General features: G+C 67.4%; 25 protein-coding genes. 3 read left to right on the top strand and 22 right to left on the bottom strand.

Translation table 11 applies throughout. The features are described 5' to 3' along the window. Positions 1-22 precede the first annotated feature (22 nt). From ABRP18_RS07415 to ABRP18_RS07385, 7 genes are read right to left on the bottom strand one after another with little or no spacing between them, the layout of a single operon-like run. Positions 23-1,057, bottom strand: coding sequence for an Lrp/AsnC family transcriptional regulator (locus ABRP18_RS07415; protein ID WP_058631419.1), 1,035 nt, complete (start codon positions 1,055-1,057; stop codon positions 23-25). Further along, a complete protein-coding gene (locus tag ABRP18_RS07410; protein WP_061015862.1) occupies positions 1,054-1,953 on the bottom strand; it encodes an alpha/beta fold hydrolase in 900 nt (299 codons plus the stop codon). Before ABRP18_RS07410 ends, ABRP18_RS07415 begins: the two co-directional genes overlap by 4 nt. 28 nt (positions 1,954-1,981) lie before the next feature. After that, positions 1,982-3,160, bottom strand: coding sequence for a Xaa-Pro peptidase family protein (locus tag ABRP18_RS07405; RefSeq protein ID WP_046749231.1), 1,179 nt, complete (start codon positions 3,158-3,160; stop codon positions 1,982-1,984). A 9-nt stretch (positions 3,161-3,169) separates the two neighbouring features. Continuing rightward, positions 3,170-4,069, bottom strand: coding sequence for an ABC transporter permease (locus tag ABRP18_RS07400; protein WP_349884427.1), 900 nt, complete (start codon positions 4,067-4,069; stop codon positions 3,170-3,172). Continuing rightward, the gene (locus tag ABRP18_RS07395; protein ID WP_046749232.1) at positions 4,066-5,028 is read right to left on the bottom strand and encodes an ABC transporter permease; all 963 of its coding nucleotides are present in this window, start codon (positions 5,026-5,028) and stop codon (positions 4,066-4,068) included. Before ABRP18_RS07395 ends, ABRP18_RS07400 begins: the two co-directional genes overlap by 4 nt. 32 nt (positions 5,029-5,060) lie before the next feature. Continuing rightward, positions 5,061-6,680 carry an ABC transporter substrate-binding protein gene (locus ABRP18_RS07390; RefSeq protein WP_061015860.1) on the bottom strand — a complete coding sequence of 540 codons (1,620 nt, stop codon included), beginning with the start codon at positions 6,678-6,680 and terminating at the stop codon, positions 5,061-5,063. Continuing rightward, entirely contained in the window at positions 6,680-7,885 is a 1,206-nt protein-coding gene (locus ABRP18_RS07385) for a dipeptidase (RefSeq protein WP_046749234.1), read from the bottom strand. Before ABRP18_RS07385 ends, ABRP18_RS07390 begins: the two co-directional genes overlap by 1 nt. A gap of 169 nt (positions 7,886-8,054) precedes the next feature. On the opposite strand from ABRP18_RS07385, the gene ABRP18_RS07380 reads away from it, so the two are divergent. Further along, positions 8,055-9,710 carry an ABC transporter ATP-binding protein gene (locus ABRP18_RS07380; RefSeq protein ID WP_349884426.1) on the top strand — a complete coding sequence of 552 codons (1,656 nt, stop codon included), beginning with the start codon at positions 8,055-8,057 and terminating at the stop codon, positions 9,708-9,710. Positions 9,711-9,728: 18 nt separating this feature from the next. On the opposite strand, the gene ABRP18_RS07375 is transcribed toward ABRP18_RS07380, so the two are convergent. The 10 genes from ABRP18_RS07375 to rplU form a co-directional block, all read right to left on the bottom strand. Beyond that, complete coding sequence (locus tag ABRP18_RS07375) at positions 9,729-10,418, bottom strand: SDR family oxidoreductase (protein ID WP_349884425.1); 690 nt, start codon at positions 10,416-10,418, stop codon at positions 9,729-9,731. Between the two features lies 1 nt (position 10,419). Then, the gene (gene rsfS / locus ABRP18_RS07370) at positions 10,420-10,803 is read right to left on the bottom strand and encodes a ribosome silencing factor (RefSeq protein WP_046749236.1); all 384 of its coding nucleotides are present in this window, start codon (positions 10,801-10,803) and stop codon (positions 10,420-10,422) included. After that, positions 10,803-11,963: a hypothetical protein gene (locus ABRP18_RS07365; protein ID WP_349884424.1), complete on the bottom strand. Its 1,161-nt coding sequence runs from the start codon at positions 11,961-11,963 to the stop codon at positions 10,803-10,805. Before ABRP18_RS07365 ends, rsfS begins: the two co-directional genes overlap by 1 nt. Continuing rightward, positions 11,960-12,565 carry a nicotinate-nucleotide adenylyltransferase gene (nadD, locus tag ABRP18_RS07360; RefSeq protein WP_021198523.1) on the bottom strand — a complete coding sequence of 202 codons (606 nt, stop codon included), beginning with the start codon at positions 12,563-12,565 and terminating at the stop codon, positions 11,960-11,962. The genes ABRP18_RS07365 and nadD overlap by 4 nt, the downstream gene beginning before the upstream one ends. Before the next feature lie 6 nt (positions 12,566-12,571). Next, positions 12,572-12,796 carry a hypothetical protein gene (locus tag ABRP18_RS07355; RefSeq protein ID WP_021198522.1) on the bottom strand — a complete coding sequence of 75 codons (225 nt, stop codon included), beginning with the start codon at positions 12,794-12,796 and terminating at the stop codon, positions 12,572-12,574. Between the two features lie 65 nt (positions 12,797-12,861). Beyond that, positions 12,862-14,115 carry a glutamate-5-semialdehyde dehydrogenase gene (locus ABRP18_RS07350; protein ID WP_141369354.1) on the bottom strand — a complete coding sequence of 418 codons (1,254 nt, stop codon included), beginning with the start codon at positions 14,113-14,115 and terminating at the stop codon, positions 12,862-12,864. A gap of 9 nt (positions 14,116-14,124) precedes the next feature. After that, positions 14,125-14,910 (bottom strand): glutamate 5-kinase, encoded by a 786-nt coding sequence (proB, locus tag ABRP18_RS07345; RefSeq protein ID WP_046749239.1) that lies wholly within the window; start codon positions 14,908-14,910, stop codon positions 14,125-14,127. Beyond that, positions 14,907-16,406 (bottom strand): GTPase ObgE, encoded by a 1,500-nt coding sequence (obgE, locus tag ABRP18_RS07340; RefSeq protein WP_046749240.1) that lies wholly within the window; start codon positions 16,404-16,406, stop codon positions 14,907-14,909. The genes proB and obgE overlap by 4 nt, the downstream gene beginning before the upstream one ends. A gap of 101 nt (positions 16,407-16,507) precedes the next feature. After that, positions 16,508-16,765: a 50S ribosomal protein L27 gene (rpmA, locus tag ABRP18_RS07335; RefSeq protein WP_028501603.1), complete on the bottom strand. Its 258-nt coding sequence runs from the start codon at positions 16,763-16,765 to the stop codon at positions 16,508-16,510. An 18-nt stretch (positions 16,766-16,783) separates the two neighbouring features. Beyond that, entirely contained in the window at positions 16,784-17,092 is a 309-nt protein-coding gene (rplU, locus tag ABRP18_RS07330) for a 50S ribosomal protein L21 (protein WP_028501602.1), read from the bottom strand. Between the two features lie 246 nt (positions 17,093-17,338). Here rplU and ABRP18_RS07325 point away from each other — a divergent pair, with 246 nt between their 5' ends. Then, a complete protein-coding gene (locus ABRP18_RS07325; RefSeq protein ID WP_113681811.1) occupies positions 17,339-17,605 on the top strand; it encodes a DUF4031 domain-containing protein in 267 nt (88 codons plus the stop codon). Here ABRP18_RS07325 and ABRP18_RS07320 read toward each other — a convergent pair. After that, on the bottom strand, positions 17,570-20,176 hold the full coding sequence (locus ABRP18_RS07320) for an Rne/Rng family ribonuclease (RefSeq protein ID WP_349884423.1): 2,607 nt from the start codon (positions 20,174-20,176) through the stop codon (positions 17,570-17,572). The two genes, ABRP18_RS07325 and ABRP18_RS07320, sit on opposite strands and share 36 nt — an antisense overlap. A 283-nt stretch (positions 20,177-20,459) precedes the next feature. Between ABRP18_RS07320 and ABRP18_RS07315 the strand changes: the two genes are divergently transcribed. Next, the gene (locus ABRP18_RS07315; RefSeq protein ID WP_046749244.1) at positions 20,460-21,077 is read left to right on the top strand and encodes a vitamin K epoxide reductase family protein; all 618 of its coding nucleotides are present in this window, start codon (positions 20,460-20,462) and stop codon (positions 21,075-21,077) included. 67 nt (positions 21,078-21,144) lie between these two features. Here the strand turns inward: ABRP18_RS07315 and ndk are convergent, their stop codons facing one another. From ndk to ileS, 4 genes are read right to left on the bottom strand one after another with little or no spacing between them, the layout of a single operon-like run. Continuing rightward, entirely contained in the window at positions 21,145-21,561 is a 417-nt protein-coding gene (ndk, locus tag ABRP18_RS07310; RefSeq protein WP_017830321.1) for a nucleoside-diphosphate kinase, read from the bottom strand. A gap of 1 nt (position 21,562) precedes the next feature. Beyond that, the gene (locus ABRP18_RS07305; protein WP_349884422.1) at positions 21,563-21,994 is read right to left on the bottom strand and encodes a DUF4233 domain-containing protein; all 432 of its coding nucleotides are present in this window, start codon (positions 21,992-21,994) and stop codon (positions 21,563-21,565) included. Then, complete coding sequence (locus ABRP18_RS07300; protein WP_349884421.1) at positions 21,991-23,343, bottom strand: folylpolyglutamate synthase/dihydrofolate synthase family protein; 1,353 nt, start codon at positions 23,341-23,343, stop codon at positions 21,991-21,993. The genes ABRP18_RS07305 and ABRP18_RS07300 overlap by 4 nt, the downstream gene beginning before the upstream one ends. After that, positions 23,340-26,729 (bottom strand): isoleucine--tRNA ligase, encoded by a 3,390-nt coding sequence (ileS, locus tag ABRP18_RS07295; protein ID WP_349884420.1) that lies wholly within the window; start codon positions 26,727-26,729, stop codon positions 23,340-23,342. Before ileS ends, ABRP18_RS07300 begins: the two co-directional genes overlap by 4 nt. Positions 26,730-26,905 lie beyond the last annotated feature (176 nt).

The following is a 26,905-nucleotide window of genomic DNA, read 5'->3' as shown; positions in this document are numbered from 1 at the left end:
CGCGAAGGATGCCGCCGCGGGGTCAGGAGGCGTTGTCGGCGGCCTCGGCCGAGGCGACCTGCGCGCGCCACCAGGGTGTCTCGATGAATCCTCGCTTCATGAACACCAGTTCCATGGCTGCGTTCCATCCTCTGACTCCCTTGAGGTGCGCGATGGTCCCGGTGAGGAAGTCGTGGAGCGTCTCGGTGCTCGGCAGGATGATCTCGCAGTAGAGGGAGTTCTCCTCGAGCGCTGCGGCCAGGAAGCGCACCGAGACGTGCTGGGCGAGGGTGCGTGCCACCGAGGCGATCCGAGAGGGTTCCACCCGAAGGATGAGAAGTGTCTCGGCGCTCATGCCGAGTGCGGACGCCGGAACCATGGTCACGGTCGTCAAGCACCCGCCGTTGCGCATGCGTTCGTACCGGCGACGGACGCTGCTCTCGTTCATGTCCAGCTTGTCGCCGATCGACTGGAAGGAGGCACGACCGTTGTGTCGAAGCTCCTCGACGATCGCGCGGTCCGCGTCATCGAAGTGCGTGGGATCGCAGGTGTTCGGCGCGGGCATGTACGACTGCGGATCGCTCGCGGCTTCGGCGTGCGCGTCGTAGAGCTGCCTCCCCCAGTCGAAGCTCACCTTGTAGGTGTGCACGACCAGGTCGCTGCGCCAACGCTCGACACCCGGTATCGCCTGCAGGTCCGTGAGGACGTGCGCGTAGGTGGCGGAATCCCCCGGGATGACGACCTCGGCGAACACGTCGAACTTGCCGGTGACCAGCGTCACGAACCGCACGTAGGGCGAACCGATCAGAGCCTGCGCGACGCTCAGCTGGGAACCGGGCGTGCAGTTGATCCGGACGAAGAAGGTCTCTACATGGCCTTCACTGCCCAGCGTCGGAACGATCCCGACCCGCACCAGCCCCTCGGCGAGCAGCTGCTGTCCGCGTCGGGTGACCGTGGAGACGGCGGCTCCGGCGAACTCGGCGATCGACGTCCAACTCGCTCGGCCGTCCTGCTGCAGCGCGACGACGATCCGTCGGTCGAGGTCGCTCACTTCCCTCGTGAGATCGACGCTGCTCATCGGGTCGGCGGGTACACCCGGTGCAGGAACGTGCGCACGGTCTTCGTCCACGCCTCTGCCTCCTCGATCTGCGGGGAGTGCCCCGACTTCTCGAACACCACCATCTCGGAGTCCGGGATGAGATCGGCGATCGTCTGGCTACACGATACTGGCGTGATCCAGTCCGTCCGGCCCACGGTGATGAGTGTCGGCACACCGATCTCGGGCAGGCGCGGTTTGAGGTCGTAGTTCGGGAGGTTCACCGAGAAGGCGTAGTTGTGTGCGCGATAGCGGTACGGCGTCGCCTGCACCTTGCGCTCGGTCGCTTCCGGGTCGTACACGAAGTCGTACAGGGGCAGGATCTCGCGCCAGCAGTCCTTCAGGTCCTCGTCGTCGTGGACCTGTCCGACGTCGATGCGGTCGAACTTCTCCATGTCGATCGTGACACGGTCCGAGGCGAGGGCGTTCTCACGCGCCAGGTGAGCGTTGGAGTTGTCCGGAGAGGTGTCGCGCAGCACGATCGCCTGTACGTGCTCCGGGTATCGCAGTGCGTACTCCATGGCCATGAAACCGCCGTACGAACCACCGGCGATCACGATCCTCTCCGCACCGATCCACTCCCGCAGACCGTCGATGTCCGCCGCCCACTGCTCGTGGCTGTAGGTGCCGAGGCCCTCGCTCGCTCCGCTGCCGCGCGCATCGAACACCACGACGCGGTATTCGTCGGCGAGTCGACCGAAACTGGCTCGCGGTTCGGCGCGGGACCCGAGGCCGGGGGCTCCGTGATGGGTGATGATGACCGGAGCGCCCTCGGGACCGAGGACCTCGACGGCCAGGTGGTTCCCGTTGATCTCGACCCATTCGTGGTCACTGGTGGCTGCGGCGAACTCCGGGGATACCGGCGGGGTGGATGTCATGTTCTCTGCTTCTCTCGGATTCCGTGGGTCAGAGCGCGATCGTGCACTCGTCGAGGCTGCGCGGGAAGGTGGTCAGGGGTTCGGCGCCGGTGGCGGTCACGAGCATGCTGTCGCTGATCCGGTAGCCGGCGTGGCCCGGCACATAGATACCGGGTTCATTCGAGACGACCATTCCCGCCTCGAGCTGCGTGGCGTCTCCGTCTTCCAGCCATGGCGCCTCGTGCATGCCGAGACCGATGCCGTGCCCCTGCCGGTGCCGGATGTACTCTCCGAGTCCGGCGTCGCGGATCACATCGAGGCACAGGCGGTTGGCCTCACGGCACTCGAGCCCCGCACGGATGGTCTCGCGACCGCGCAGCTGTGCCGCGTGGATCGCGTCGTGGTACCGCCGCTGCTGCGCAGTGGGTTCGCCCAGCACGAAGGTGCGCTCCCCCTCGATGAACCGACCGCCGACCGCGCAGCCCAGGGAGAGCATGAAGGTGTCGCCGGCCTTGAGACGGTTCACCGAGGGGAGCCCGTGCGGGAAGGCGGAATTGGGCCCTGAATAGACCAGTCCCCCGGCCAGCAGTGACGCGACGACGACATTGCGGTGCTCGGCGTACATGATGCCGGTGCCGGTCGCGGTGACGTGTCGCTCGAGCTCGGCCTCGGTCGGAAGATCTCCCCCGGCCGCGACCGCCGCCTGCACCAGCTGCACGCCGGCGTCGAGCATCCGGTCGGTGACACGGGCCGCTTCACGGTGCAGCTCCACCTCCTCGGGGAACTTCACGTAGCGGGCGCGGGTGAGCAGCCCCGAGGCGACGAGATCGGCATCGGGCATCGCCTCCCTCGCCGCAGACAGGCGGGCGGACGGCATCGACGCCGCGAACCCGACCCGCCCGCGAGGTGAGACCGCACGGGCGAGCACTTCGAAGGGCGCGACGACGCCGGGATACTCGAAGAACGCGACCAGTTCCGCACGGGAAGACTGCGATTCGGCGTACTCGCGTTCCAGTTCGGGCAGCAGCATGACCACGCGGCCTCCCGCCTCGAGCCAGATCGCCACCGGACGCTCGGACGGGTGGTGGAAGAAACCGGTGAGGTACGCGATGTCCTCGGGGTGATCGGTGAGGAAGGCATCGAAACCCGCTTCGGCCATCCGCTCGCGCACCCTGGTCTGTACCCGGTCGAAGAACTCGGGCGCGAGACGCTGGTCGAACTCGGTCATCACGGACTCCTATCGGGCGAGGTGGCGCGGGTTGCGCGCGTCGTTGTAGGCGATCGAGAGCAGTGTCGCGGAGAGCACCAGGATGAGGATCGCGATCGAGGGGAAGAGCGTCAGCCACCAGGCGCTGACCATCGCACCGGCCTGCTGCGCCTCGTAGAGGATGCGCCCCCAGGACCAGGTCGTCGGGTCGCCGAGGCCGAGGAAGGCCAGTCCCGCGGCCGAGAGCACAGCCCGTGAGGCCGTCACCACCACGGAGACGACGACCACCGGGGTCACAGCGGGCAGCACGTGCTTGGTGATGATCCACACCGGAGACGTGGTCATCAGCCGCGACGCGTCGACGTAGGGCAGACCGACCACCGTGAGCGCTTGAGAACGCACGAGGCGGGTGACCTCCGGCCAGGAGAACGCGGCGACCACGAAGATGATGGTGGATGTGCTCGGCCCCACCAACGCGGCGATCAGGATCATGAGCGGCAGCACGGGGAGCGAGAGCGTCATGTCGACGATCACGCTGATGAAGCTGTCGAGCTTGCGGAAGTACGCTCCGAGGACCGCGATGATCGTGCCGAAGACGATCGCGATCAGCGAGGCCGCCACGGCCACCAGCACACTCTGCTGCGTGCCCCAGATCACCTCGGAGAACACGTCCCGCCCGAGAGCATCGGTGCCGAACCAGTGGTCACCGCTCGGCGGACGCAGTACGTCGGGTCCGTAGCTGGCCGGATACGGAGCGATCAGAGGCGCGGCGAGAGCCACGATCACGAGCAGGATCAGCAGTCCGAGGGAGATCAAGCCGAGCGGGTCACGGCGGAACGCACGCCAGGTGTGGGCGCTCGCCCGCTCGCTACCTGCAGCGGTCGGCTCACTCGGGGTCAGGGCCTCTGCGGAGGGCATCGGAGCGGTCATGAGGTCTTCACTCTCGGGTCCAGGTAGCCGTAGATGATGTCGGTGATGGTGTTCGCCACGACCACCGTGACGGCGAGCATGAGGAACGCACCCTGCAGGACGGGGAAGTCGAGCTGGGTGACTGCTTCGTAGATGCCACGGCCGATGCCGGGGTAGGCGAACACCGTCTCCGTGAGCACGGCGCCGCCGACCAGGAAGCCGAGCTGCAGTCCGATCAGGGTGGTGGTCGGGAGCAGGGCGTTGCGCAACGCATGCTTCCAGAGGATGCGGCTGCCGCGGATGCCGTTCGCCTTGGCGAGGAGGATGTAGTCCTCGCCGAGCGTCTCGATCAACGTCGATCGCATCGTCAGGACGTAGGAGCCCACCTGGATCAGCATGAGCGACACCGCCGGCAGGACGAGGTGCTGCGCGACGCTCAGATACCACTCGAAGCCGTAGGTGTTGTTGGTGTAGGCCCCACCGATCGGGAACCACCCCAGATTCAGACCGAACACGAACAGCAGCAGGATCGCGACGCTCGGCACGAACAGCGACTGCCCGGTGACTCCGAGCACCTGCACCGCCCTATCAACGAACCGTCCCTTGTGGGAAGCCGCGGCCACACCCAGCGGTACTCCGATGAGGATCGTGAGCACCAGCGCCGTGATGGTCAGCAGGAGCGTCCACGGCAACCGCTGCAGCAGGACGTCCGTGACCGGGATCGACTGTGTGAAAGAGATGCCGAGGTTCCCCTGCAGCAGCTGCCACATGTAGAGCCCGTACTGCACGATCAGGGGCTGGTCCAGACCGTACTGCTCGAGGATGGTCGCCCGGATGTCGTCCGTCATGTTCGGACTCGCCAGCGCCAGCGCCGGGTCACCGGGAAGCAGACGCAGCAGCAGGAACGTCACGGTCACGGCGAACCAGATCGTGAGCAGACCGCGACCGGCGCGACGGAGAATGAACGATGCTCGGGACACCCGGGCGACCTTCCTCGAGATTTCGGTGGTTGTTACTCGACCGGGTGCGCGCTCGCGAGCGAGAGCGGGTTCACGATCGAGAGCAGCTCGCTCGGCTTCGCGATGAAGCCAGCCCACTCGTCGCTGGCTGCGAAGAACAGGTTCTGCGTGTACATGATGTTGTCGTAGACCTGCTCATGGACGATCTTGTTCGCCTTGCGCATGATCGAGATCTTCTCGTCCTGGTCGAAGGTGACCATTCCCTCCTCGATCAGGGCGTTGAGGTCGGGATCGTCCACGTGCGTGTAGTTGATCGCCCCGCCGGGGAGATACGACAGCGAGAAGTTCGTCACCGGGTCGTCCATGATGGCGAAGTTGCCCGCATAGATGTCGTAGTCGCCCTCGCTTGTCATGGAGAGGTAGGTGTTGCGCTCGGTGCCCTGCAGCTCGATAGTGATGCCGGCTTCTGCCGCGCTGTCCTTCACCATCTGGGCCCACTGGCTGGTGACGCTGTCCTGCAGCGAGTAGATCAGCCGGAACGAGACCGGGAACTTCCCGCTCGCGTCCGCCGCGTAGCCGGCCTTCTCCATGAGCGAGCGCGACTTCTCGGGGTCGAACTCGTACTCCTTGACCGACTTGTCGTAGTACTTCGCGAGCACCGGCATCAGCGCACTGGAGCCCGTCGAGACGGCCTGCCCTTGCAGCACGACAGTGCGGATCGCGTCGTAGTCGACGGCATGGGCGAGTGCCTGACGGACCTCGGTCTTCGCGAGGTCCGGCCTGTCCATGTTGTAGACCAGGTGGGCGTAGCCGAGCCCCGGAGCCTCGATGACCTGCAGACCGTCGGTGTTGCCGAGCTGCTCGACCTGTGCCGGCGGCAGCGCGTTCGCGATCACATCGATCTCGCCGCTCTGCAGTGCCAGGATCTCGGTGTTCACGTCCGGATACACGCGATACACGACCTCGGCGGGTCCAGGGACGCCGCCCTTGACGAGCGGGTAGTCCTCGACGCGCTTCAGCGTGTAGTGCTGGCCCACCTGGAAGTCGCTCATGATGAACGGGCCCATGCCCACCCATCCCCCGTCGCTGCCGTCGTTCGCGAACTCGGCGATCGATCCCTTCGGCTCGAAGACGTGCTGCGGGACGACGACACCCCAGAACCCGATCTCCTCGACGATGGACGAGTCCGGCTGGGTGAGAGTGAGCTCGACACGGGTGTCCGACACGGCTGTCGCGGTGTCGAGGTTGCCGAGCTGTCCGTAGAACGTGCCGGGGGCCTGATCGCGCTTGACCGCGTTCAGGGTCCACGCCACGTCTTCGGCGGTGAGGGGCTCGCCGTCGCTCCAGGTGAGGTCGTCGCGGATCTCGTAGAAGCCCGTGGTGTCATCCACGTAGCCCCAGTCCGTGGCCACGTGGGCTTCCTTGCTGCCGTCATCGCTGATGCTCAGCAGGTGCGGATACATCAGGTTCGTGATCCACGAATCCGTTCTGCTGTTGCCGAGCACCGGGTTGAAGTTCACGACATCCGTCGTCGTGCCGATGCTGATCGTCTCGTCGCTCGGACCGGTGGAGCCGGACGACTCCCCCGGTTCCGGCGCGGACGGGGCGCACGCGGCGAGACCGACGGCGAGAGCCGCGGCCGCACCGAGGGCGAGGAACTTGCTGTACTTCATCAGACCCAGACCTCCTCGAGTACGCGCATGGTGTTCCCTCCGACGACGGCGCGAATCTCGTCGTCGGAGTAGTCGTGCTTCACAAGCCAGCCGATGATGTTGTAGAAGGCTTCGGCCGGGTTCTCGATGCCGTCGACGTACGGCTGCTTCTCGTAGTCGACGTTGGCGTGCGCCTGCCCCAGCGACAGGTTCGAGGAGAACGCGTCGTGAAGGCCGACATGGTCCCCGAACAGCGTGTCCGGTCCGAAGCTCACGTGCTCCAGGCCCACCAGGTCGACGCAGTACTGGAAGTGATCCATGACCGACTCCAGCGAGTGCTTCGGGTGCTGGGGCGAGATGGTGGTGTGCGGAGCCGCCTCGATGCCGATCACACCGCCGCGCTTGGCGCACTCGATGATCGTCTCGTCGGTCTTCATGCGGTTGGTCGGCCACAGCCCACGAGCACCGGCGTGCGTGATGAAGACCGGCTTCGTCGAGTGGGCGATCACATCGAGGCACGTCTGGTCCCCGGAGTGGGAGATGTCGATCGCGATGCCGAGCTTGTTCATCCGCTCGACCGCGCGCTCGCCGAAGTATGTCAGTCCGCCGTCGCCCCGCTCCTTCAGTCCGCCTCCGAGCATGTTGGCCTCGGAGTAGGCGATGCCCATCTGACGCACGCCGAAGCCGTACAGCACGTCGAGGCGGTCGACCTCGTTCTCGATCATGGTCGACGCCTCGAGCGCGAAGATGTGCGCGACTCGGCCGGTCTCCGCCGCGTGGCGGATGTCCTTGATCGACTCGGCCTTGATCACGAAGTCCTGGTGCGCGAGGTCGGCCATGCGAACACCGAGGTCGAACAGCACGTCCTGGTACTTCCACCCTGCGTCGCTCGAGATGCAGCAGGTGCCGTCCATACCGTTGTCGAACACGGCCGTGAGTCCGGAACGGGCGAGGCCCTGGTAGCCGGTGGGTTCGCGACCCTGGCGGATGTGGTCGCGCAGCTCGCCCATGTCCTCGGGGAAGACCTGCACGTGCTCGTGCAGGGAGATCACGGTCTCCTCGCGGAGCAGGCGCTCGGTGCGTTCGCGCTGCGCATCGCTCAGGCCGAGATCGTAAGCCGGGACGCGGCCGATCTGCTTGGCGTAGCGGAATTCGCGGTAGTCCTTGCCTGCTTCCAGATAGTCGTACGCGGTGTAGCCGGTGTACCGGCCAGCTTGTTCGAGCACGGATGCGCTCCTTCGGTTCGATGATGCGGGTGTCCCACTCGGTCACCAAGCGGGAGTTTCCTCGAATCTGGAGGATTTCGGCATAGATGTCAACTGCTGTGATTATTTCCAGACGAAATGTTTCCTGTTCGAAACAATTCAGAGGCTGGAAGCTGGCATGATGGCACCCATGGAGAACGCACCCGCCCCCCGGAACACCGTCGTCCTGGACGTCAAGGGACTCACCGTCACGCTCACCGGCGAAGGCCGGCGCAACCGCGTGGTCGATGGCATCGACATCACCGTGCGCCGGGGCGAGGTCTTCGCGCTGCTGGGCGGGTCCGGATCAGGAAAGTCCATGACCGCCCGCGCGATCATGGGCCTCATCGACAACGGGGATGTTGAGGCGGACACCCTGACGCTCAGCGGGACCGATCTCCTCTCCCTCTCCGCCGAACAGCACAGGCGCCTGCGGGGTGTGCACGTCAGCCTGGTCATGCAGGACGCCCTTTCCGCGTTGAATCCGGTCCTCAGCATCGGCGATCAGATCATCGATCTGATCCGTGCTCACCGCAGCATCGGCCGGAGCGCCGCCCAGGCGCGCGCGGTCGAGCTGCTGGCCCTCGTCGGTATCCCCTCCCCCGACAAGCGTGTGCACGATTACCCGCACCAGTTCTCCGGCGGCCAGCGCCAGCGCATCCTGATCGCCATGGCGATCGCGCTGGACCCTGATCTCATCATCGCGGATGAGCCGACGACCGCGCTCGATGTGACGGTGCAGGCCCAGATCCTCGATCTGCTGCTCTCCCTGCGTGATCGACTCGGAATGGGGATCCTGCTCATCACGCACGACCTCGGTGTCGTGATGGAGGTCGCGGATCAGGTCGCCGTCATGCGCACCGGTCGCATCGTCGAAACGGGATCCGCCGACGTCGTGCTCACCGAGCCGCAGCATCCGTACACGGTGCAGCTGCTGAACTCGATGCCGCGAGATGTGAGCCCGGCGGCGCAGGATGTCGACACCCCGCCGATCCTGGAGGGACGCGGCCTCGAGCGCACCTTCCGTTCGGGAAGCGGGCGCCGTGCGCACCGGGTCGCCGCGGTAGCCGACGTCGACCTCGACCTCCGCCAGGGCGAGATCCTGGCGATCGTCGGCGAGTCCGGAAGCGGCAAGTCGACTCTGGCGCGGATGCTGGTCGGGCTCGACTCCCCCGATGCGGGAACCCTGCGCTACCGCGACCAGGATGTGACGAGAGGGCGGCTCCGCGATCGGAAGATCCTGCGGCGTGGGGTGCAGATGGTGTTCCAGGACCCCTACATGTCACTCAACCCTCGGATGACCGTGCAGCAGATCATCGCCGAACCGCTCGCCGCGACGCACTCGGGAACGCCGTCGAGCAGACGCGAGCGCGTCGCCGAGCTGCTGGAACTCGTCGGCCTCACCGCCGAGATGGGTTCGCGTTTCCCGCACCAGTTCTCCGGCGGACAGCGTCAGCGCATCGGCATCGCTCGGGCACTCGCACTCGACCCGGACGTCCTGGTGTGCGACGAACCCGTCTCAGCGCTGGATGTGTCGATCCGCGCACAGATCATCGACCTGCTGTGCGAGCTGCGGGAGCGACTGGGAATGTCGATCGTCTTCATCGCGCACGATCTCTCCCTCGTGCGGCACATCGCCGACCGCGTCGCGGTCATGTACCTGGGCGAGATGGTCGAGATCGGTGAGACCGAAGACGTCTACCTTCGCGCAGAGCACCCCTACACCCGGTCGTTGCTCTCAGCCATTCCTCCCCAGACACGCGCCGACCGGGGCATGCTCGCGCGCCGCACCCGAATGAGCGCGTGAACGCGGAGCAGCGCGGAGTCAGCGCCCCGGTCGCACCGTGAGGTCGGTGATCTCCGCATCGCGTGGAAGATCGAGCGCCGTGAGGATGGTCGTGGCGACCGCGTCCGGCGTGATGAACCGCTCGGCGTCGTAGTCCTGGCCCTCCTGCTGGTGCACGCGCTCCTGCATGGGAGTGGCTGTGCGGCCGGGATAGATCGACGTCACCCGCACTCCGTGCACGGCCTCCTCGGCGCGCAGCGCATCGGCAAGCGCACGGAGACCGTGCTTCGACGCCGCATACGCCGACCACCCGGCGTTGGCGCGGAGGCCCGCTCCCGAGTTGACGAACACGATCTGCCCCTGTGACACGCGCAGGACGGGCAGAAGCAGGCGCGTGAGCTCGGCAGGGGCGATGAGATTCACGGCGAGCTGCTGCTCCCACAGCGCGGGAGCGAGATCAGCCACGTCGCCGAGGTCGACGACGCCGGCGACGTGGACGAGCGCATCGATCCGCTCGGGCAGCTGCTGCTTCGACAGCGCCCACGACAGTCGCCCCGGCTGGGAGAGGTCTCCGACGAGGACGGAAGCTCCGGGAAGCGTCTCCGCGATCTGTCTGGCACGCCCGGCATCGCGGGCGAGCGCCACGACGTCGTCGCCGCGATCCAGGAGCCGTCTAGCGAGAACAGCCCCTATGCCGGAACCCGCACCGGTGACGAGGTGCGTTGGCACGTCAGCCCTGGTCGGTGGCGGCAGGCACCGCCACGTCGATCGGAACGACGGGGCAGTCCTTCCACAGACGCTCCAGCCCGTAGTACACGCGCTCCTCCTGGTGGAACACGTGCACGATCAGGTCACCGAAATCGAGCAGCACCCAGCGAGCCTCCGCCCGACCCTCTCGGCGGACGCGCTTGTGCCCGGACTCGATCAGGCGGTCTTCGATCTCGTCGGCGATCGCGGCGACATTGCGCTCGCTGTTTCCGGTGACGAGCAGGAAGATGTCGACGAGCGGAAGCGGCTCGGAGACGTTGAGTGCGACGAGATCCTCTCCGCCCTTGTCGACGGCGGCCTGTGCTGCCAGACGCAGCATCTCTTCGGCGGTTTCAGGTGATTGCATCAGAACACATTCGTGGTGATGGCGATGATGACGACGACACCGACAGCGAGGGCAAGCCCTCCAGCGACGATCGCCAGGGTGATCATCAGCCGGTTGCCCTTCTCAGGCGCCGGCGGACGGATCACCTCGCCGGCGGGCTTGATGGTGCTGACCGCCGAGCTGGCGGCGATCGGCGTAGGCGACGACGCGGGGGGAAGCTCGCCGTCGATGAGAACGGCGTCGACATCCTTGCCGTCGGTGGTTCCGAGTGCGTGGCCCTGCGAACCCATGCCCTGCGGCAGTTCGTACGACCCCGTCACGAGGATCTCGCCGGTCGATGCGACGGGACCGGAGAGCGATCCCTCTCCGGGAGAGGGTGTGAAGATCAGCGCATTCGGCGCGGAGTGCTGGGAGCCGGTCGAGTCGCCGACCGTGAGCAGCTCATCGAAAGACGGGCGGAAGGGCGCGTGCGGGTCGAGAGCGTCTGCGAGCAGCCCCTCGCCGAAAGCGGAGTTGACGGTCGGGCGTGCGTCGCCGACGACCTCATCCCCGGCGTCGTCGACATCGGCGAGCACGTCGTCGGGATCCTGCTCGCCGGCGTCCTCTGCCTGGGCGGGAAGCCCGAGGGCCGCAGCCACATCGTCCTCATCGCTCGCGGACGCCGCCGTGGTCTCCAGCGGGACCTCGCCCACCGCGTCTGCGGCGACCGATGCCCGGACGGGCTCTACGGCGACGTCATCATCATCGTCGTCGTCGGCATCGCCCGGCTCTTCGTTGCGGGTGAAGTCAGGAACGCCCGACACGATCTCCGCGGGCGCGGCAGCGGCGTCTGAGGGGCCCGCTTCGGCGGGCTGCTCCGCTTCCCCGTCGCCGGCAGCAGCGACGCCGTCTTCCGAGGTGCCTTCCGGTGTGACCACCGGCACGGAGGCCGTGCGGACCTTCTCGAGCTCGCGCACCTGACGACGCGTGAGCGGTGCGTCACCGTTCGCGGCGTCGACGACCGGTGCCGGTGCGACCTCCATGGGGTCGGCGGCCCGAGGCAGCGGCGGCGCGGGGGGCGCGGCTTCCGCCGCGGCGGCGGCCTCCTCGCTGGTGATGACGGGGGTCGAACCCGTCAGACGGATCTCCCGCAGCTGCTTGCGCGTCAGCGGACCCTGCTCCTGGCGATCCGATGTACTCATGCCTTGCTCCGATACAGATGATGCTTCGCTATGTACTGAACGACCCCATCAGGGACCAGATACCAGACCGGCTGATCGTCGCGAACGCGTTCACGGCAGTCCGTCGATGAGATCGACAGCGCCGGCACTTCCAGTTGGCTGACGTTGTCGCTCGGGAGGCCGTCGGTGCTCAGGACATGTCCCGGGCGCGAGACCGCGACGAAGTGGGCCAACTCCCACAACTCATCATGGTCCCTCCAACTGAGAATTTGCGCCACGGCGTCGGCTCCGGTGATGAAGAAGAGGTCCGCATCCGGGCGATCACGCTTCAGATCGCGCAGCGTGTCGATCGTGTAGGTGGGCCCCTCACGGTCGATGTCGACCCGGCTCACGGTGAACTGCGGATTCGACGCGGTGGCGATCACCGTCATGAGGTAGCGATGCTCGCTCGGCGAGACGCCCGACTTCTGCCACGGGTGACCGGTGGGAACGAACACCACCTCGTCGAGGCCGAAGGAGTTCGCCACCTCGCTGGCTGCGACCAGGTGGCCATGGTGGATGGGGTCGAACGTGCCGCCCATCACACCTATGCGCGGGGGGCGCGTGGTCGCAGCGTCGTTCATGGGGGCCTAGTGGCCGTGTCCCGCCTCGTGGCCGTCCTTGCCGTGCTGTGCGGCCCAGGCCTCGGCCTTGGCCGAGTGGCGGTTGGCGACGTTCTTGTAGGAGAAGGTCACCAGTCCGAGGAAGGCGAACACGACCGCAGCGATGGCTCCGAAGATCACCGTTTCGAGCGCGACGTTGCCGTGGTGCTCTGTTTCGGCAGCGGCCATCGCGATCTGTGCGACGAGGTTCATCCTGACTCCGTTTCGTGGCGTGCTGTTCGGGATCCTGTGAGGTACAGCGTCCCCCAGTCTAGCCCTCAGCCGCGGGTCTGCCCCGACCCACGCGCGAGCCATTTCGTGCTGGTCAGCTCTGCGACGCCCATCGGCCCTCGAGCGTGCAGCTTCTGGGTCGAGATGCCGACCTCCGCGCCGAAGCCGAACTCGCCGCCGTCCGTGAAGCGGGTGGACGTGTTCACCATCACGACGGCGGAATCCACCTCGGCCAGGAAGCGCTCCGCATTGCGCGTGTCGGTCGTGATGATCGACTCCGTGTGACCCGTGCTGTAGCGGCGGATGTGGTCGAGCGCCTCGTCCAGGGACTCCACGACCTTGATCGCGATGTCGAGGCTGAGGTACTCGGTCTTCCAGTCCTCCTCCGTGGCGGGGATCACGTTCGACATGAGGCCGACGACCATGTCATCGCCGTGGATCGCGACGCCCTCGCTCTGCAGCGCGCTGGCCACCAGCGGGATCAGACGCGGTGCCGCCTGTCGATGCACGAGCACGGTCTCCACCGCATTGCACACGCTCGGCCGCTGCACCTTGGCGTTCACGACGATGTCGCTCGCCCAGTCGTCCGGGGCGGTCTCATCCAGGAAGATGTGAACGTTGCCTGCCCCGGTCTCGATCACAGGCACGGTCGATTCGGTGACGACGGTCTCGATGAGGCCGGCACTTCCCCGCGGCACCAGGACGTCGATGAACCCTCGCCCGTGCATGAGCGCCTTCGCGCCGTCCCGGCCGAAGTCGTCAACCGTCTGGATCGCCTCGGCTGTGAGCCCTGCACTCTCCACCGCCCGCCGCATCACGTCGACGAGCACGGTGTTCGACTCACGGGCGGCGCTCCCGCCACGCAGCACGACGGCGTTGCCCGACTGCAGCGCCAGAGCGGCGATGTCGACCGTCACGTTGGGGCGGGCTTCGTAGATCGCGCCGACGACGCCGAAAGGTACGCGCACCTGCTCGAGGGCGACACCGTTGGGCATCCGGTGGCCGCCGACGACGCGCCCGACCGGGTCACCGAGAGCGGCGACCTCACGCACGGCGGCCGCCAGTGCCGCGACACGCTTCTCGTCGAGACGCAACCGATCGATGAGTGACTCCCCGATGCCCTCCGCGCGTCCGCGGGCGATGTCACGACCGTTCGCCTCGATGATCTGCACAGCGGAATCGCTCAGCGCCACAGCGATCGCTTCGAGCACTCGCGCCTTCTCATCGCTCGTGAGCGCAGCCGTGGCGCGAGAGGCCTCTTTGGCGCGCTCCAGGCGCACCTGCGGGGTCTGGTCGGTCATCCGCCCAGTTTATGAGGTGGCCGGCTCGAACCAGGTCCCTATTTCGGCGCCGGCCAGGGCCTGCGCTACGAGGTCGGCGCTGGTGACCAGCACACCGATGCCAGACGCCGCGGCAAGACGGGCGGCGGAGACCTTGGTCGCCGCTCCCCCGGTGCCCACGCTGTTGACGACGGTCGCCCCGAACTCCAGGCCGGTGAGATCGGCGTTCGGCGCGACCACGTCGATCGGCTCGGCGCCGGGATCGGTCGGAGGCTTCGTGTACAGCGACTCGATGTCGCTGAGCAGGATGAGGGCGTCCGCCTCGATCAGCTGAGCGACCAGCGCACCGAGCCGGTCGTTGTCACCGAAGCGGATCTCCTGTGTCGCGACCGTGTCGTTCTCGTTGACGATCGGAAGCGTGCGCAGGCCGAGCAGGCGCTCCATCGCGCGACGGGCGTTAGAACGCGACGTCGGGTTCTCGAGGTCACCGGTCGTCAGGAGCACCTGGCCCGCGACGATGTCGAACGGACGCAGCGACTCCTGATAGCGGTACATCAGGATGTTCTGGCCGACGGCGGCCGCGGCCTGCTGGGTCGCGAGGTCGGTCGGACGAGCATCCAGCCGCAGGAAGGGGATGCCGGACGCGATGGCACCCGACGACACCAGCACGACCTCGATCCCCCGCGCGTGCGCCGCAGCCAGGGCTTCGACGATGACGGGGATCCGCCATGAGGAGTCCCCGCTGATCGAGGACGACCCGACCTTGACGACGATGCGGGACGCGGTGGCGAGGTCCGCGCGGGTGCGTGCTGTCACTCGCCGTCCTCGCGGTACGCGGCGAGACGCTGCGTCTCCACCTCGGCGCGGGCTTCGGCCTTCGCGTCCATGCGCTCGTAGTACTGCTCACGGCGCTCGGAGGTGGTCCGGCGTGCGTTCGGAGCCAGACGCGGGTCGGTTCCGCGCGGCGCGGCCATCGCCTCGGCGGCGGACGTCATGGTGGGCTCCCAGTCGAACACGATGCTGTCGCCCTCGCCGATCACGACGGTCGACCCCTGCACGGCGCCGAGTCGGAACAGCTCGTCCTCCACGCCGAGCTTCTCGAGTCGATCCGCGAGGTAGCCCACGGCCTCCTCGTTCTGGAAGTCGGTCTGCTGCACCCAGCGGACCGGCTTCTCGCCAAGGATGCGGTACACGTTGCCGTAGGTGCCGCCCTCGACCCGGATGGTGAAGTCCTTCTTGGAACCACGCGGGCGGATCACGACGCGCTCCGGCGGTGTCTCGAGCGCCGCTTCGGCGCGGGCCTTCTCCACCAGCTCACCCAGTGCGAAGGTGAGCGGGCGCAGCCCCTCGTGCGAGACGGTGGAGATCTCGAACACGCGGAACCCACGAGCCTCGAGATCGGGGCGGACGAGGTCGGCGAGGTCGCGCGCCTCCGGCACATCGATCTTGTTCAGCGCGATGAGCTGCGGGCGCTCCAGCAGCGGAGTCTGTCCCTCGGGGACCTCGTACGCGCCGAGCTCGGCGAGGATGACGTCGAGATCGGAGATCGGATCGCGTCCCGGCTCGAGAGTCGCGCAGTCGAGCACGTGCAGCAGTGCGGAGCAGCGCTCGACGTGGCGGAGGAACTCGAGACCGAGCCCGCGGCCCTCGCTGGCGCCCTCGATGAGACCGGGCACGTCCGCGACGGTGTAGCGGAAGTCGCCCTGCTGAACGACGCCGAGGTTCGGGTGCAGGGTCGTGAAGGGGTAGTCGGCGATCTTGGGCCGCGCGGCCGAGATCGCGCCGATCAGGCTCGACTTGCCGGCGGACGGGTAGCCGACGAGAGCGATATCGGCGACCGTCTTCAGTTCGAGGACCACGTCGCCCTCGTATCCGGGCGTGCCGAGCAGGGCGAAGCCCGGTGCTTTGCGCTTGGGGGTGGCGAGAGCGGCGTTACCGAGCCCGCCCATCCCGCCCTTCGCGACGACGAACCGCTCGCCGGGGATGATCATGTCGATGAGGACTTCACCCGCGGTGTTCTTCACCACGGTGCCGACCGGCACGGGGAGCTCGAGCGTCTCACCCAGGAAGCCGGAACGGTGATCGCCCATGCCGGGACCGCCGTTGCCGGAGGACCGGTGCGGCGAGTGATGGTACGACAGCAGCGTTCCGGTCTGCGGGTCCGCCACGAGGACGACGTCTCCGCCGTCGCCGCCGTTGCCTCCATCGGGACCACCCAGCGGCTTGAACTTCTCGCGGTGCACGGAAACGCAGCCGTTGCCGCCCTTACCCGCACGAAGGTGCAGTGTGACGGTGTCGACGAACGTGACCATGTGCGGATTCCCCTGTATGTGAGTGGTGTTTCGGTGTGCAGATACACGGACGGGGCGAGCCGAAGCCCGCCCCGAACCGGATAACTAGTGTCGCGCTGTGATCACTCAGCTGCGGCGACGATGTTGACGACCTTGCGGCCGCCCTTCGCGCCGAACTGGACCGCACCGGCGGCCAGAGCGAACAGCGTGTCGTCGCCGCCACGGCCGACGTTGACGCCGGGGTGAAAGTGCGTGCCGCGCTGGCGGACGATGATCTCGCCGGCGAGGACCTGCTGACCGCCGAAGCGCTTCACGCCGAGGCGCTGAGCGTTGGAGTCACGACCGTTACGGGTTGAGCTTGCGCCCTTTTTATGTGCCATGTCCTAGTCCCCTCTGGCTTACTTGATGCCGGTGATCTTGACGCGCGTGAGCTCCTGACGGTGGCCCTGGCGCTTCTTGTAGCCGGTCTTGTTCTTGTACTTCTGGATGATGATCTTCGGGCCGCGGAGGTTGCCGATGACCTCAGCCGTGACCTTGACCTTGGCCAGCGAGTCAGCGTCGGTGGTCACCGTGGCGCCGTCGACGAGCAGCACAGCGGCCAGCTCGATCTTCTCGCCCTGGGCAGCCTTGACACGGTCGAGCTGAACGATCGTGCCGACCTCGACCTTCTCCTGCCGCCCACCGGCGCGCACTACTGCGTAAACCACTTCATACCTGTTTCGTTGGGGAGCTCGCGGCTCCGAGATCTCACGGGAAGACTGTTGCTTGCATGCACCGTGGAACGGCGGGCGCGAACGCAAGGCTCTCCGCTTCGACCGACGAGGACGACGCGGCATACGCACCAAGGGACTACTTTACCGGATGCGGGTCGGTGTCGCAAAGCGAGGTGGGTCCGTACATCGCGGCTCGCTCCAGCAGCCCCTGCCCCACCGGCGCGGACCTAGGCTGAAAGGGTGACCGTACTCGTCGACGACCCGCTCTGGCCCGCCCACGGACGCCTGTGGGCGCACCTCGTGAGCGACGAGAGCCTCGACGAGCTGCACGCGTTCGCGCGCGAGAACGACGTCGCCGCACGCGCTTTCGATCTCGACCACTACGACGTGCCGGAGGAGACCATCCCCCGGCTCGTCGCCGCCGGCGCCCAGCACGTCACGGGCAAGGAGCTGGTGCGCCGACTGATCGCCTCAGGACTCCGAGTCCGCAGCCGCGACCGGCGCTGACGGCTCGTTGTTCACCGAGACGGGCGTGCCGGTGAGCGCCGCTGTGCTCACCCGACGACGTCCTCGCCCCTGACCCGGCGCCTTCGGCTCCGGGAGAGCGTCGAGGACGGAGTCGAGCAGCGCCTCGGCGGGAGACTTCGGGCCCTTGCGGTCGCCGCCCCGCTTCTTGCGAGCCTTCTTCGGACGATCGGCACCTGCGGGCGCTTCCGACGTGACGTCGGCCGCCTCGGCTTCCGGCGCCCCATCCGCCGCCGGAGCGATGGTGGAGGCGGCGATCTGCGCGAGGGCCGACTTCGCCCCCTCCGTGATGCTGTGGGTGACCGCGGAGGCAGCCGGAGCGCTCTGGTTCTGACCGTTCCCGTTGCCACCGCCGCCGCGCTGACGACGCCCGCTCTGCCCGTTGCCGCCGTTGCCGCCGCCGTTGTTGTTGCCGTTGGAGCGGTGCTTCACGACCGGGTCGTGGTGCACGATGACGCCGCGACCTGCGCAGACCTCGCAGGCCTCGCTGAAGGTCTCGAGCAGGCCGAGCCCCAGCTTCTTGCGCGTCATCTGCACGAGCCCGAGCGAGGTGACCTCGGCGACCTGGTGCTTGGTCCGGTCGCGGCTCAGGCATTCGATCAGGCGCCGCAGCACGAGATCGCGATTGGACTCCAGGACCATGTCGATGAAGTCGACGACGATGATGCCGCCGATGTCACGCAGGCGCAGCTGGCGGACGATCTCCTCCGCTGCCTCGAGGTTGTTCTTGGTGACCGTCTCCTCGAGGTTTCCGCCCGAGCCGACGAACTTGCCGGTGTTGACGTCGACGACCGTCATGGCCTCGGTGCGGTCGATCACGAGCGAGCCACCGGAGGGCAGCCACACCTTGCGATCGAGAGCCTTCTCGATCTGCTCCGTGATGCGGAACGCATCGAACGGATCGGTCTCGTCCTCATACGCCTCGACGCGCTCGAGCAGGTCGGGAGCCACGCTCTCCAGGTAGGCGCGGATGGTCTGCTGCGCATCCTCGCCCTGGATGAGCATCTTGGTGAAGTCCTCGTTGAAGACGTCGCGGACGATCTTCACGAGAAGGTCGGGCTCCGCGTGCAGGAGCGCGGGCGCCTGCTGGTTCTCGACCTGCTTCTGGATGTGCTCCCACTGCGAGGTGAGACGCTGCACGTCACGCGTGAGCTGGTCCTCGGTGGCACCCTCGGCTGCCGTGCGGACGATCACCCCGGAGGACTCCGGCAGCACCTCCTTGAGGATGCGCTTGAGGCGTGCCCGCTCGTTGTCGGGAAGCTTGCGGCTGATGCCGTTCATGGAACCGCCCGGCACGTAGACCAGGTAGCGGCCGGGCAGGGAGATCTGGCTGGTGAGACGAGCACCCTTGTGTCCGACCGGGTCCTTGGTGACCTGGACGAGCACGCGATCGCCGGGCTTGAGCGCCAGTTCGATGCGGCGCGGCTGGTTGCCCGTCTCGACGCCGTCCCAGTCGACCTCGCCGGAATACAGCACGGCGTTGCGTCCACGACCGATGTCGACGAACGCGGCCTCCATGCTGGGAAGCACGTTCTGCACGCGTCCGAGGTAGACGTTGCCGATCAACGACGCGTCCTGGTTCCGGGCGACGTAGTGCTCGACCAGCACGCCGTCTTCGAGGACACCGATCTGCGTGCGGCCGTTCTTGGAGCGCACGACCATCTTGCGGTCGACCGACTCGCGACGTGCGAGGAACTCGGCCTCGGTCACGACGGGGCGACGACGACCAGCGTCACGCCCGTCCCGGCGACGCTGCTTCTTCGCCTCGAGGCGGGTGGATCCCTTGATGGCCTTCGGCTCGGTGATGTACTCGACGACGCGCTGACGCTGACGCGGCTCTTCGCGCTGGTCGTCACCCTCGGAACCGCCACGGCGGCGACGGCCGCGGCCACGACCCGCGGGCTCGTCCTGCGACTGCTCGCGCTCGGCGATCCGGTCGAAGATGCGCTCGCGCCCCGGCTGCGCGGGGAGCGGCACGATCTCAGGCGCGTAGAAGTGCAGCTGTGTGGAGACCTGCGAGACGAACACCTCGGGAAGCAGACCGAGCGACACAGCAGTCACCGGACCCGGAGCTTCGGGAGCGGCCGGAGCTTCCTCCTCGGTGATGGTCGCCTCGACGGCGGTCGTCGACTGCGCGACCGACTCCTCTGCGGTGGCTTCCTCGACGACTCCGGCTTCCGAGGGCTTCTCCGCGACGGCGGACTCCCCCTCCGGCACCTCGAGCGCCTCAGCAGCAGCCTGGGCCTCGGCAGCCGCTTCCGCGTCAGCGGCAGCTTCGGCTTCCGCCTCAGCCACGGCATCAGCGACGGAATCGGCCGCAGCAGCGGCATCGTCGGCAGCAGCCGCGGCATCGTCCGCTGCGGCGTAGCCGGCGGCGACAGCATCGGCAGCGGCGTCCTCGGCCCGTTCAGCGGCGTCGGAGTTCTCGTCACCCTCGATCGACGCCTCTGCAGGGCCGTCGACATCCGGAGCGGTGGGCTCCGTCAGCTCTCCCGCGGCGTCAGCCGGGAAGTCGAGGGTGGGGGCGTTGTTGTCATTGTTCTCATCGGCCATCTCTGGCTTACTCCCTGCACGGGACACTAGGTGCCCCGTGAAATCTCATGCGGTACCCGCGGGTTCCGCGAACTCACTCGGTCTGCGACCGGCTCATGGCTCTGATCGCGTGGGGCATTGGACCCCGAAGTCTTCTCGACGCGTGTCGCGGCAAACGCCGTTCATCGCATCACAGGCCATTATCGCACCAAGTGGGTCGGTTCGCGGTATCCCGTCGTCCGCAGCGAGTTTTGTCCGGCCTGTTCTCGCCCCATCCATAGCAGGCGCTGGGATAATCCCCAGTATGAGCGAGCAGCGCACCCGCCCCGTCGTCTACGCCGTCTGGCTGATCATCGCGAGTGTGGTGGGCTGGTTCGCCGCATTCCAGCTGACGGTCGAGAAGTTCGTCCTCGCGGCCAATCCCGACGCCGTGCTGAGCTGCAACGTCAGCGTGATGATCCAGTGCGGGAAGAACCTCGAGTCGTGGCAGGGAGAGGTCTTCGGCTTCCCCAACCCGATCCTCGGTATCGCCGGGTGGATGGCACCCCTCTTCGTCGGCGTCGCACTGCTCGCCGGCTCACGGTTCCCCCGGTGGTTCTGGCTGACCTTCGGCGCCGGCGTGACCTTCGCCTTCGGCCTCGTCTGCTGGCTGATCTGGCAGAGCATCTACGCCCCCAACCTCGGTGTGCTCTGCCCGTGGTGCATGCTCACCTGGTCCGTCACCATCCCGACCTTCTTCGCCACCATGCTGCACCTGACACGAAACGGCAGCTTCACCGGCAACGAGAAGGTGCAGGAGCGCGCGAACCGGCTGATGGCCTGGGTCCCGCTCGCCACGATCCTCGCGTACGCCGTCGTGATCCTCCTCGCTCAGCTGCGCGGCCTCGACCTCCTCGGCGAGGTCATCGGCATGATCTTCTGAGGCTGCAGCACGGAAGAGCCCGTCCACCGAGATTGGGTGGACGGGCTCTTCGCATGTGGACGGGTTCTCAGTCGAACCAGATTCCCAGCTCGCGCGCGGCGGACTCGGGGCTGTCGGAGCCGTGCACCAGGTTCTGCTGCACCTTGAGGCCCCAGTCGCGACCGAAGTCGCCACGGATCGTGCCCGGTGCGGCGGTCGTGGGGTCGGTCGTGCCTGCGAGAGAGCGGAAGCCCTCGATCACGCGGTTGCCCGCGAGCCGGATCGCGACAGACGGGCCGGAGAGCATGAACTCGAGCAGCGGCTCGTAGAACGGCTTGCCCTCGTGCTCGGCATAGTGCTCGGCGAGCAGGTCACGGTCGGGCTCCACCAGGCGGATGTCGACGAGGGCGTAGCCCTTCGCCTCGATGCGGGCGAGGATCGCGCCGGTGAGGCCGCGAGCGACGCCATCGGGCTTGACGAGGACGAGGGTTTCTTCGGTGGCCATGTCATTCACTCTCTGTGTCTGAGATCTGCGTGGTCTGAGTCTCGGTCGAGGGCTCGACGGGGCGTCGTGCGTCCAGTCGGGCCCCTCCGATGGTCGCATACGCCCACATCCCGCCGAAAATCAGGACGACGAGCAGGATGGAGGGGACGAAAAACGCCGACAGCGCGACGAGAGCCTGGACGACCCACCCGGCGGTGAGTGCCCAGGGCTTCGTGATCATCCCCGCGATCACGATGCACGCGAGGGCGAGCACCGCCCCGGCGACGATCGCCCACCACTGCTCGACGCCATCGGGGAGCTGACGCAACCCGAAGATCGTGAGTCCGACGAGGAAGACCACGATCGCCTCGAACCCCAGCACGACGGGTGCGAGCTTCTGCACGAGGGTGCGCGGCGGGCGCGGACGACGCGCTGGTGCGGCATCGGCGCTCATGCGCGCCACCCCGCCTTCCAGTCCTCGTCCTGCGACAGCGCGATCGCCTCTCCGGCGAGCACCACCGAGCCCGCGATGATCACCGCGCGGCGGTCGGAGGAGGCGGCCCACTCGCGCGCGGCGTCGGCGGCGTCGGCGAGAGAGTGGTGCACGGTCGCCCGCTGGCCGCTCTGCTCCACGAGATCGGCGATCGCATCAGCATCGCTCGCTCGATCCGAATCCGGAGCGGTGGCGAAGACGTGTGCCGCCCTCGGGGCCAGCTCGGCGACGATGCCCGCGGCATCCTTGTCGGCGAGCACACCGAGCACCAGACCCCACTCGTCGAAGTCGAAGCTGTCGTCCAGTGCCTGCGCGAGCGCCTTGGCGCCGTGCGGGTTGTGCGCCGCGTCGACGATCACGGTCGGCGCGATGCCGAGCAGCTGCAGTCGGCCGGGAGAAGTGCTCTCCTGCAGGCCCGCGGTGACGATGTCGGCCGCGATGCGCTGCGTGGCGCCCCCGATCAGCGACTCCACCGCGGCGACAGCGAGGGCGGCGTTGTGCCCCTGATGCGCCCCGTACAGCGGGAGGTATTCCTCGGTGTAGTCCCCCGCCAGGCCACGGATCGTGAGCAGTTGCCCACCGACCGCGAGTTTCTGCTCGGCGAGACCGAACTCCTCGCCCTCGAAGACGATGGTGGCGTTGCGCTCCGCAGCCACCCGGCGCAGCACCTCGGCGGCCTCCGCGGGCTGCTGAGCGGACACCACGGCGGCGCCCTCCTTGATGATGCCCGCCTTGACCTCGGCGATCTCGGCGATCGTGCTGCCGAGGCGGTCGGCGTGGTCGATGTCGATCGGCGCGAACACCGCGACGTCGCCGTCTGCCGTGTTGGTGGAGTCCCATTCGCCGCCCATGCCCACCTCGAGCACGAGCACATCGATCGGAGCGTCGGCGACCGCGACGAATGCCAGCACGGTCAGCAGTTCGAAGAAGGTCAACGGAGCGTCACCGGCTGCCTCGAGCTCGGCGTCGACGATGTCCACGAACGGCTCGATCTCGTCCCACGCGTCCGCGACGGCCTCGTCGGCGATGGGCTCGCCGTCGATCAAGATGCGCTCGGTGAAGCGCTCCAGGTGTGGACTCGTGAACAGTCCGGTACGCAGATCGTGCGCACGCAGAAGGCTCTCGATCATCCGGGCCGTCGACGTCTTGCCGTTGGTGCCCGTGATGTGCACGACGCGGTAGGTGCGCTGCGGGTCGTCGAGGAAGGCCAGGATCCGGGCGGTGCGCTCCTTGCGCGGCTGCACCCAGCGCTCTCCCGCTCGGCTCAGCAGCGCCTCGTAGACGGCATCCGCCCTGTCAGCAGCACTCATGCTCCCGCTCCCATCCTGGTCACGTCGATCGTGAAGTCGCCGATGTTCGCATATGTCCCGGCGGAGATCACAGCGGAGAACTCCGGTGTCGCACTTCCTGCACCGGCGAGGACCGCACCATGACCGAAGATCGAGTCGCCCTGCGCATCGATCACGAAGTACTCCTCGGCGAGGGTCTCCGCAGCGATGCCTGCCAGCTCGAACGCCGAGACCACGGCTGCGGTGTCCGCATCGTCCTGGAATCGGAGCACCAGCCGGATGCGGTCGCTCACGTCGAAGTCGGCGTTCTTGCGCGTCTCCTGCACGGCGCGGATCACATCTCGGGCGAGCCCCTCCGCCTCGAGCTCGGGGGTCGTCCTGGTGTCCAGCAGCACGAAACCCCCGCTCGGCACGATGGCCAGAGCCTCCCCCTCCGGACGGCCGGTCGTCTCGAGCACGAGCTCGTACTCCGACGGCTCCAGCGCGATTCCGCCGGCTGTGATGACACCGGCCTCCTCGCTCCAGTCGCCAGAGCGTGCGGCCTGGATCGCCTTCTGCACGTCCTTGCCCAGACGCGGACCGGCCGCGCGGGCGTTGACGCTGAGGCGGTGCGCGATGCCGTATTCCGCTGCGGTGTCATCGGCGAGCGCGACGAGTTCGACCGACTTCACGTTGAGCTCCTCGCGGAGGATGTCCTCGAACTGCCCGAGCGACGCCGCGAGAGGCGAGACCACGGTGAAGCGGGCGAGTGGGAGACGCACACGCAGCTTCTCCTTCTTCCGCAGTGCGTTGCCCACGCTCGACAGCTCGCGCACGGCGTCCATGGCGTCGCGGATCTCGTCCGCTGCGGGGAACTGCGCCTCGTCCGGCCAGTCGGTCAGGTGCACGCTGCGCCCACCGGTCAGGCCCTGCCACACGCGCTCGCTGATGAGGGGGACGAGAGGCGCTGCGACGCGGGTGAGCGTCTCGAGCACGGTGTAGAGGGTGTCGAACGCCTCACGGCTCTTCAGGTCTTCCGTCACGCCTGTCCAGAAGCGATCGCGCGAACGTCGGATGTACCAGTTCGTCAGCACCTCGGCGAAGTCACGCAACCGCGCGGACGCCGTCGTGGAGTCGAGACCCTCCAGGTCGGCACGCACCTCGCGGACGAGGTCGCCGAGACGAGCGAGGATGTAGCGATCGAGCACATCGGTGGAATCGGTGCTCCACTGCGCCTCGTAGCCGGCGGCGCCCGATGCGTTCGCGTAGGTGGCGAAGAAGTACCACGAGTTCCACAGTGGCAGCAGGAACTCGCGGACCCCGGAGCGGATGCCCTCCTCGGTGACCGCGAGGTTGCCGCCGCGCAGCACCGAGCTCGACATCAGGAACCAGCGCATCGCATCGGAACCGTCGCGGTCGAGCACCTCGGACACGTCGGGGTAGTTCCGCAGCGACTTCGACATCTTGTAGCCGTCGCTGCCGAGGACGATGCCGTGGCAGCTGACGCCCGTGAACGCCGGGCGGTCGAAGAGCGCGGTCGAGAGCACGTGCATCACGTAGAACCAGCCGCGGGTCTGTCCGATGTACTCGACGATGAAGTCCGCCGGGGAGTGCGAGTCGAACCACTCCTGGTTCTCGAAGGGATAGTGCACCTGGGCGTAGGGCATCGAACCGGAGTCGAACCACACGTCGAAGACGTCCTCGATACGGCGCATCGTGCTCTTGCCGGTGGGATCGTCCGGGTTCGGACGCGTCAAGTCGTCGATGTACGGGCGGTGCAGGTCGACCTCGCCCTCAGGGTTGCGCGGAAGCGTGCCGAAGTCGCGCTCCAGGTCCTCCAACGAGCCGTAGGCGTCGACGCGCGGGTACTCGGGGTCGTCGCTCTTCCAGATCGGGATCGGCGAGCCCCAGTAGCGGTTGCGGCTGATCGACCAGTCGCGCGCGCCCTCGAGCCACTTGCCGAACTGTCCGTGCTTGACGTTCTCCGGCACCCACGTGATCTGCTCGTTGTTCGCGAGCATGTCGTCCTTGATGTCCGTCACGCGGATGAACCAGCTCGACACGGCCTTGTAGATCAGGGGGTTCCGGCAGCGCCAGCAGTGCGGGTACGAGTGCTCGTAGCTCTGCAGGCGGATCAGTCGGCCGTTCTCGCGGATCAGGCGCACCAGAGGGGTGTTCGCGTCCATCCACAGCTGGCCGGCGACGTCGGTGATGTTCGGGAGGAACTTGCCGCCGTCGTCGAGCGACAGGATCGTGGGGATGCCGGCGGCACCGGCCACCCGCTGGTCGTCCTCACCGTAGGCCGGAGCCTGGTGGACGATCCCGGTGCCGTCGCTGACCGTGACGTAGTCGTCGACGAGGATGCGCCAGGCGTTCTCGGTGCCGTAGGTCTCGGCGTCGGCGTAGTAGTCGAACAGCCGGTCGTAGGTCACGTCCTGCAGGTCGGCACCGCGCACCGTCGCGTCGATGGCGGCGAGCGCGTCATCGGCGCTCTCGTACCCGAGGTCCTTCGCGTATCCGCCGACGAGCTGACGGGCGAGCAGGTATCGGTGCGCCGAGGCCTCGATCGCGGCATCCGTCGTCCCTGCGGCCTGGTGCACGTCCGCTGCGCCGTTCGGGCCTGCCGGGAGTACCACGTAGTCGATGTCCGGCCCCACGGCGAGCGCGAGGTTGGTCGGGAGCGTCCAGGGGGTGGTCGTCCAGGCGAGGGCGCGCACGCCGGTGAGCCCGAGCGCCTCGGCCTTGGCTCCGGTCAGCGGGAAGGTCACCGTCACGGAGGGATCCTGACGCATCTGGTACACGTCGTCGTCCATACGCAGCTCGTGGGCGCTGAGCGGGGTCTCGTCACGCCAGCAGTACGGGAGCACCCGGTATCCCTCATAGGCGAGGCCCTTGTCGTACAGCGTCTTGAACGCCCAGAGCACGCTCTCCATGTAGCCCAGGTCGAGCGTCTTGTAGCCACGGTCGAAGTCGACCCAACGCGCCTGACGGGTGACGTAGTCCTGCCACTCGTGCGTGTAGGCCAGGACCGAGCTCTTCGCCTTCGCGTTGAAGACGTCGATGCCCATCTCCTCGATCTCGGCCTTCTCGGTGATGCCGAGCTGCTTCATCGCCTCGAGCTCGGCGGGAAGTCCGTGCGTGTCCCAGCCGAAGACGCGATCGACCTTGTGGCCGGTCATCGTCTGGAAGCGCGGGAACACGTCCTTCGCGTACCCCGTGAGCAGGTGGCCGTAGTGCGGAAGGCCGTTCGCGAAGGGCGGGCCGTCGTAGAACACCCACTCCGGCGACCCCTCGCGCTGCGCGATCGACGCGCGGAAGGTGTCATCCGCCTCCCAGAACGCGAGCACCTCCTCCTCGATCTGCGGGAAGCGAGGGCTGGGCGCGACGGAGTCGGCGGCGGGGCCGAAGGCGGAACGGGGGTAGGTCATCGTGGCTCGCAGTGGTCGTCGTGGCGGATGCTCATGCGAGGACGACCCTCACGGACCGCGGTACCACCTCGCGTGCCGCGCCCTGCGGCGCGACCACTCTCACTGCGGCTGTGACGGGCCTGCCCCGCTCGGTTCTACTGAGCGCGGCCCGAAGGTCACGCCGTTCTTCCGAGAGC

The organism is Microbacterium sp. WHRI 7836 (assembly GCF_040223885.2).
In the GTDB taxonomy this organism is placed as follows: Bacteria; Actinomycetota; Actinomycetes; order Actinomycetales; family Microbacteriaceae; genus Microbacterium; species Microbacterium oxydans.
The sequence above is the reverse complement of the archived record's forward strand: the minus strand, read 5'-3'. Positions and strand labels throughout refer to the sequence as shown.